The sequence below is a fragment of the Azospirillum isscasi genome (assembly GCF_030849505.1).
GTDB classification, from domain to species: Bacteria; Pseudomonadota; Alphaproteobacteria; order Azospirillales; family Azospirillaceae; genus Azospirillum; species Azospirillum isscasi.
The window spans coordinates 19730-27026 of sequence record NZ_JAUJFI010000073.1 but is presented as its reverse complement, the minus strand read 5'-3'; the positions used below and the strand labels follow the sequence as shown (position 1 = coordinate 27026).

Annotated in this window: 8 protein-coding genes and 1 pseudogene; 8 read left to right on the top strand and 1 reads right to left on the bottom strand. The window is 67.9% G+C overall.

Annotated features, from left to right (window positions below; genetic code table 11):
• A pseudogene (locus QSG27_RS15655) lies at positions 1–384 on the bottom strand (hypothetical protein); the annotation flags it as partial.
• A 167-nt stretch (positions 385–551) separates the two neighbouring features.
• On the opposite strand from QSG27_RS15655, the gene flgF reads away from it, so the two are divergent.
• The 8 genes from flgF (at position 552) to napA (ending at position 7296) form a co-directional block, all read left to right on the top strand.
• Positions 552–1280 (top strand): flagellar basal-body rod protein FlgF, encoded by a 729-nt coding sequence (gene flgF, locus QSG27_RS15650; protein ID WP_306707661.1) that lies wholly within the window; start codon positions 552–554, stop codon positions 1278–1280.
• 17 nt (positions 1281–1297) lie between these two features.
• Entirely contained in the window at positions 1298–2083 is a 786-nt protein-coding gene (flgG, locus tag QSG27_RS15645) for a flagellar basal-body rod protein FlgG (protein WP_306707660.1), read from the top strand.
• A gap of 5 nt (positions 2084–2088) precedes the next feature.
• On the top strand, positions 2089–2805 hold the full coding sequence (gene flgA / locus QSG27_RS15640) for a flagellar basal body P-ring formation chaperone FlgA (protein ID WP_306707658.1): 717 nt from the start codon (positions 2089–2091) through the stop codon (positions 2803–2805).
• Between the two features lie 20 nt (positions 2806–2825).
• Positions 2826–3572 (top strand): flagellar basal body L-ring protein FlgH, encoded by a 747-nt coding sequence (gene flgH / locus QSG27_RS15635; protein WP_306707656.1) that lies wholly within the window; start codon positions 2826–2828, stop codon positions 3570–3572.
• A gap of 10 nt (positions 3573–3582) precedes the next feature.
• A complete protein-coding gene (locus QSG27_RS15630; protein ID WP_306707654.1) occupies positions 3583–4083 on the top strand; it encodes a hypothetical protein in 501 nt (166 codons plus the stop codon).
• A gap of 190 nt (positions 4084–4273) precedes the next feature.
• Positions 4274–4441 carry a periplasmic nitrate reductase, NapE protein gene (locus QSG27_RS15625; protein ID WP_306707653.1) on the top strand — a complete coding sequence of 56 codons (168 nt, stop codon included), beginning with the start codon at positions 4274–4276 and terminating at the stop codon, positions 4439–4441.
• Between the two features lie 7 nt (positions 4442–4448).
• Positions 4449–4742, top strand: a complete 294-nt coding sequence (locus QSG27_RS15620; RefSeq protein WP_306707651.1) for a chaperone NapD — start codon at positions 4449–4451, stop codon at positions 4740–4742.
• Positions 4743–4785: 43 nt separating this feature from the next.
• On the top strand, positions 4786–7296 hold the full coding sequence (gene napA, locus QSG27_RS15615) for a nitrate reductase catalytic subunit NapA (protein WP_306707649.1): 2511 nt from the start codon (positions 4786–4788) through the stop codon (positions 7294–7296).
• The last annotated feature ends 1 nt before the right edge of the window (position 7297 follow it).

Here is a 7297-nt window from a genome sequence, read left to right as displayed (position 1 = left end):
GATGAAGGTGATCCGCCGCTCCCGGCGCACCGTGACGCGGGCGCCGCAGGGCCAGTCCACCGTCAGGCTGCGCCCCTCGTCCGCCGCCCGGAAGCCGGTCAGCCGCCGCGAATAGGCGCCGTTCAGCGCCTGCACCGGCCAGGGCGCCGCCTTCGGAAAGGCGACGCGCCCGCCGCAGCTTCCCACCTCCACCGCCGGGGCGCCCTGCGCGTTGACCAGCACAAGGCGCGAGAAGTCGGCGTGGTCGCCCGTCTGCACATTGATAGGGGTGGGGCCGGGAGCCGGGATGGAGGGGAGGACCGCCGCCGGTTCCTCCGCGGCGGCGGGTTGCGCCGTCAGGGCGGTGGTGACCAGCAGCAGGGCCAGGGAGATCGACACAGACATGGACGAGGACCGGCAGGGATGCATCGCGACTGCCCCAAATTTTATCTAAATCGGATTCAAATCCCCCAAGACACCGGCCAGTTCCCGTTGCGGTGTCTCAGGTTGAAACCCGGCTTTAAACTGCATCACCTAGGTTAAGGCGGCGTTCAAACTGAAGGTGTCCGGCGATGGAGAATCCCCTTTACATCGGATTGTCGCGGCAAGTGGCGTTGCGCCGGCAGCTCGATGTCGTGGCGAACAACATCGCCAACATGAACACTGCCGGATTCCGCGGCGAACGCATGCTGTTCGAAGCGGCGATGGAGCGCGGCGGCATGAAGCCGTCCGACCGGATCGCCTTCACCATCGACCGCGCCACCTACACCGACTTCACCGCCGGGGGGCTGAAGCCGACCGGCAACCCCTACGACGTGGCGCTGGACGGCGACGGCTGGTTCCAGGTGCAGACGCCGGACGGCCCGCGCTACACCCGCGACGGGCGGATGCGGCGCGACGTGGACGGGCAGCTCGTGAACGCCGGCGGCTTTCCCTATCTGGACGACAACCAGCAGCCCATCGTCATCCCGGCGGACCGCAGCCGGATGGAGATCGGCACCGACGGGCTGGTCTCCGCCGACAACGAGATGATCGCCCGGCTGCGCGTCGTCCGCTTCGAAAGCCCGCAGGCGCTGGCCCAGGCCGGCGACGTGCTGTTCGACGCCGGGGACGTCCAGCCCCTGCCGGCCCCCGACGCCCGCCTCGTCCAGGGCAAGCTGGAGCAGTCCAACGTCCAGGCCATCGCCGAGATGTCGCGGATGATGGAGCTGACGCGCGACTACCAGTCGGTCACCCGCATGATGGACGACGGGCAGGATCTGCTGCGCTCCGCCATCAACCGCCTCGGCAAATCCGCTTAAATCAGGAGATTGCGTCCATGCGCGTGCTCAGCATCGCTTCGACCGGCATGATGGCCCAGCAGTTGAACGTCGAGGTCATCTCCAACAACATCGCCAACATCAACACCACCGCCTTCAAGCGCGGGCGCGCCGAGTTCCAGGATCTGATGTACCAGTCCGAACGGCGCCAGGGCAGCCAGTCCACCGACGCCGGCACCATCATCCCGACCGGCATCGAGGTCGGCCTCGGCGTGCGCCCGGGGGCCGTCAACCGCATCAACACGACCGGCAACCTGACCTCCACCGGGAACGAGCTGGATCTCGCCATCGAGGGACGCGGCTATTTCAACATCCGCATGCCGGCGGGCGAGACCGCCTATACTCGGGCGGGCGGCTTCAAGCTGTCGCCGGAGGGCACCATCGTGACCAGCGACGGCCACCCGGTGCTGCCGGAGGTCACCGTGCCGCAGGGCACGCGGGAGATCGCCGTGAACAGCTCCGGCGAGGTGCAGGCCTTCGTGGACGGGCAGACCCGCCCGCGCGTTCTGGGCCAGCTCGTGATGACCGTGTTCGTCAACGAATCCGGGCTGGAGGCGATGGGCGACAACCTCTACCGCTCCACCCCCGCCTCGGGCGAGCCGCAGGACGGCACGGGCGGGCAGGCCGGTTTCGGCACCATCCGGCAGAAGTATCTGGAATCCTCCAACGTCAACGTCGTGCAGGAGATCACCGAACTCATCTCGGCCCAGCGCGCCTACGAGATGAACGCGAAGGTGGTCGAGGCCGGCGACCAGATGGCCTCCACCCTCTCCAACATGCGGTGACCGCCATGCGGCGCTCCGTTCTTCGCCTTGCCGGCCTCGCGGCGGCTCTGCATCTGCTTTGCGCGCCCGCCCAGGCAGCCTATCTCTCCGACGGCGGAGGCGCTGTGGAGGCGCTGCTGGCGCAGGAACTGGCGGCCTCGCTCGGCCCGGCGGTGCCGCCGGACGCGCGGGTGTCGGTGGTGCTGACCGTGCCCTTCTCCGGCCCGGTGGAGGCGGTGCGCGACCTGTCCTACGACCCGCGCGGCGGCCTGATCCGCGCGCTGGTCAGCAGCGACGGGCGCATCCTGGAGATCAAGGCCAAGGCCGAGATCATGGTGGAGGTGCCGGTGCCGACCCGCCGCATCCTGCCCGGCGAGGTGATCGCCGACAGCGACCTGACCACCATCCCCATGCCGCTGGAGCGGCTGAACGGCGCCGTCGTGACCTCCCGCGACAGCTTGGCCGGGCTGGCCAGCCGCCGCCAGCTCTCCGCCGGGCGGCTGATCCAGACCTCCGCGGTCGGCGCCCCGCTGGTGGTCCAGCGCAACAAACCGGTCAGCCTCGTCTACGAGGACGGGCCGCTGCAACTGATGGCGCGGGGCCGCGCCCTGCAGGACGGCGGGGTGGGGGATCTGGTGCGGGTGATGAACGTCGCCAGCAACATCGTCGTCACCGGCACCATCACCGGGCCGCAGACCGTCACCGTCGCCGGTCCGCCGGACGCCGCTCCTGCAAAATTCTGAGTCCAGTCAAGGACACGCCCATGCGCACGCTCCCATCCCGCCGCATCCTGTTTCCGTTCCTCGCCCTGACGGTGGCGCTTGCCGGCTGCGGGCGGCTGGCCGACGTGGGGCAGGCGCCGCGCCTGTCGGAGATCTCCAACCCCGCCATGGCCCCGGAAGCGCGCGTCATCTCCATGCCCATGCCGCGCCCCAACACGAACGAGCAGGTGCCGAGTTCGCTGTGGCGCACCGGGTCGCGCGACTTCTTCCGCGACCCGCGGGCCAAGCAGGTGGGCGACCTGCTGACCGTCATCATCAACATCGCCGATCAGGCGCAATTGCAGAACCAGACGCAGCGCCAGCGCTCCAACGCCGAATCGGCGGGCATTCCGAACTTCTTCGGGCTGGAGTCGCGCCTGCCCGCGGTGCTGCCCGACGCGGTGAACCCGTCCAGCCTCGTCGATCTGGACAGTTCCTCCTCCTCCTCCGGCACCGGGACGATCCAGCGCAACGAGCGCATCGCCATGCGCGCCGCCGCGGTGGTGACCGAAGTGCTGCCCAACGGCAATTTCGTGATCGCCGGACGGCAGGAGGTGCGGGTGAACTACGAGCTGCGTGAAATGCGCATCGCCGGGGTCATCCGGCCCGAGGACATCACCAACGTGAACACCATCGACTACGACAAGATCGCCGAGGCGCGAATCACCTACGGCGGGCGCGGCCAGATCACCGACGTCCAGCAGCCGCGCTACGGCCAGCAGGTGTTCGACATCATCATGCCCTTCTGAGCCAAGAACCATGCCGCAACGACCCGGAGCCAGCCGCTTTTCCGTCTTCGTGCTCTGCGCCGCCCTGGCCGGGGCGGCCGGCTACGGCATCGGGCGCCTGCAATTGACGCTGGGCGCCGGGGAGAAGGCCGCAACGGACCAGCAGCAGGCGGGCGCCGCGCCGGAGATGCCCACCGACGGCCCCGGTCCTTTCTATGTGGAGGTCGGGCAACTGATGGTGCCGGTGCTGGTGGAAGGCCGCACCAACGCCTTCATCCTGACCCAGATCACCCTGCAGACCGGCAGCGTCGAGCAGTCCAACCTGCTGCGCCGCCATCTGCCCCACGCCCGCAACGCGCTGTTGCAGGCCCTGTTCGGGATGGCCGGGGCGGGGGCCTTCGACGGCCCGTCGGTCGATCCCGCCGCCGTCGCCAAAGCGCTGAAGCAGGCCGCCGCCGAGCAGCTCGGCCCCGAACTGGTCCGCGGCGTGCTGATCGACCGCCTGATGCGCCAGGAAAACACCCGCCTGTAACGATGTCTTTCATCCCCTTTCCCGAGGCGGGAGAGGGGAGACTTCCACGTGCGGCAAAACGTCCAGAACGACGAAAGTACCGGTACTAAGGGATGGCATCGGTACCGTCACTTGACCTCGGTCAAGCCACTTCCGGCTCGAAAGGATGAAGCTCCGCGGCGACACCGTTCGATCAATCCATGGGATCGCCATGAACGCGCCGCCCGCCCGCACCGCCGACACAGCCGCCCCGACCCGCCGCTTCGAAGGGCTGGTCTTCTTCGCCCTGTCCGTCCTGATCTGGCCGTTCCTCGCGATCGGGCTGGTCGGGGCCTACGGCTTCTCCGTCTGGATGCTCCAGATCCTGTCCCATCCGTGAGGCGGCCATGCCCGAACTCCACATCTCCAGCCTCGTCATCCAGCACACGCCGGACCGCACCGCCGCCCTGAAGGAGGTGGTCTCCGCCATGGCCGGCGCCGACTGGCACGCCTCGGAAAATGGCAAGGCCATCGTCACGCTGGAAACCGCGACGGAGGCCGAGGTTCTGGACCGCATCGCCGACATCAACGCCATGGCGGGCGTCCACACCACCACGCTGGTCTACCACCACTACGAGGACGCCGAGCGCTGCGCGGAGCCGATGCCCGCCGACACCGCTCTGGTTCCCCACACCCATTGACGTCCGTCCAAGAAAAGACGACCCGCCCCAGGAGGCACCCCCTATGTCCCTGACCCGCCGTGATTATCTGAAGGTCCAAGCCGCCGTGACCGCGGCGGCGGCGGCCGGCGTGAGCCTGCCGTCCGTTCTCCAACCCGCCGAAGCCGGCACCCTGCCGGCCGGCGCCGACGCCAAGCTCACCTGGTCGAAGGCTCCCTGCCGCTTCTGCGGCACCGGCTGCGGCGTGATGGTCGGGGTGAAGGAGGGGCGCATCGTCGCCACCCACGGCGACGTGAAGGCCGAGGTCAACCGCGGCCTGAACTGCGTGAAGGGCTATTTCCTGTCCAAGATCATGTACGGCGAGGACCGGCTGACCCAGCCGCTGCTGCGCATGAAGGACGGGCAGTTCCACAAGGAAGGCGAATTCACCCCGATCACCTGGGACCAGGCCTTCGACGTCATGGCCACCAAGTGGAAGGATGCCCTGAAGAAGAAGGGCCCGACCGCGGTGGGCATGTTCGGGTCCGGCCAGTGGACGATCATGGAAGGCTACGCCGCCTCCAAGTTCATGAAGGCGGGCCTGCGCTCCAACAACCTGGACCCCAACGCCCGCCACTGCATGGCGTCGGCGGTGGTCGGCTTCATGCGCACCTTCGGCATGGACGAGCCGATGGGCTGCTACGACGACATGGAGCAGGCCGACGCCTTCGTGCTGTGGGGCTCCAACATGGCGGAGATGCACCCCATCCTGTGGACCCGCGTCACCGATCGCCGGCTGACCCATGAGGGCTGCAAGGTCGCCGTCCTGTCCACCTACGAGCACCGCAGCTTCGACCTCGCCGACATCGGGCTGGTGTTCACGCCGCAGTCCGATCTGGCGATCCTGAACTACATCGCCAACCACATCATCAAGACGGGCCGGGTGAACCAGGAGTTCATCGCCAAGCACGTCAACTTCAAGCGCGGGCGCGACGACATCGGCTACGGCCTGCGGCCCGAGCATCCGCTGGAGCAGAAGGCGAAGAACGCCGCCAAGGCCACCGAGTCCGACCCGATCTCCTTCGAGGAGTTCGCCAAGTTCGTCGAGCCCTACACGCTGGACAAGGCGCACGAGCTGTCGGGCGTGCCGAAGAACCGGCTGGAGGCGCTGGCCGAGCTGTACGCCGACCCCAAGGTGAAGGTCATGTCCTTCTGGACCATGGGCTTCAACCAGCACACCCGCGGCGTCTGGGCCAACAACCTCGTCTACAACATCCATCTGCTGACCGGGAAGATCAGCCAGCCGGGCTGCGGCCCCTTCTCGCTGACCGGCCAGCCGTCCGCCTGCGGCACCGCGCGCGAGGTCGGCACCTTCGCCCACCGCCTGCCCGCCGACATGGTGGTCACCAACCCCGAGCACCGCAAGCACGCCGAGGAAATCTGGAAGCTGCCGGAGGGCACGATCCCGGACAAGGTCGGCTATCACGCCGTTCAGCAGGACCGCATGCTGAAGGACGGCAAGCTCAACGCCTACTGGGTCCAGTGCAACAACAACATGCAGACGGCGCCGAACACGGCGAACGAGACCTATCTGGGCTACCGGAACCCGGAAAACTTCATCGTCGTGTCGGACGCCTATCCCACGGTGACGGCGCTGGCCGCCGACCTGATCCTGCCGACCGCCATGTGGGTGGAGAAGGAAGGCGGCTACGGCAACGCGGAGCGCCGCACCCAGGTCTGGCACCAGCTCGTCGGTGCGCCGGGCGAGGCCCGGTCCGACCTCTGGCAGGTCATGGAGTTCTCCAAGCGCTTCAAGATCGAGGAGGTGTGGCCGGAGGAACTGATCGCCAAGAAGCCCGACGTGCGCGGCAAGACGCTCTACGACGTGCTGTTCTGCAACGGCCAGGTCAACGCCTTCCCGCTGTCGGACTGCGACCCGGCCTATGAGAACCGCGAATCGCAGGCGTTCGGCTTCTACGTCCAGAAGGGCCTGTTCGAGGAATACGCCGCCTTCGGACGCGGCCACGGCCACGACCTCGCTCCCTACGACCTGTACCACCAGGAGCGCGGCCTGCGCTGGCCGGTGGTGAACGGCAAGGAGACGAAGTGGCGCTACCGCGAGGGCTTCGACCCCTACGTTCCGGCGGGCGAGGGCGTGCGCTTCTACGGCAACAAGGACGGCAAGGCGAACATCTTCGCGCTGCCTTATGAGCCGGCGGCGGAATCGCCGGACAAGGACTACCCGTTCTGGCTCTGCACGGGCCGCGTGGTCGAGCACTGGCACTCCGGCTCCATGACGCTGCGCGTTCCGGAGCTGCGCAAGGCCTTCCCCAGCGCCGTCGTCTTCATCCATCCCGACGACGCCAAGGACCTGAACCTGCGGCGCGGGCAGGAGGTGCGCGTGGCCTCCCGCCGCGGCGAGGTGCGGGTGCGGGTCGAGACGCGGGGCCGCAACAAGCCGCCGCGGGGCCTCGTCTTCGTGCCCTTCTTCGACCACACGGTGCTCATCAACAAGGTGACGCTGGACGCCACCGACCCGCTGAGCAAGCAGACCGATTTCAAGAAATGCGCGGTCAAGATCATTCCCGTCGCGTGAG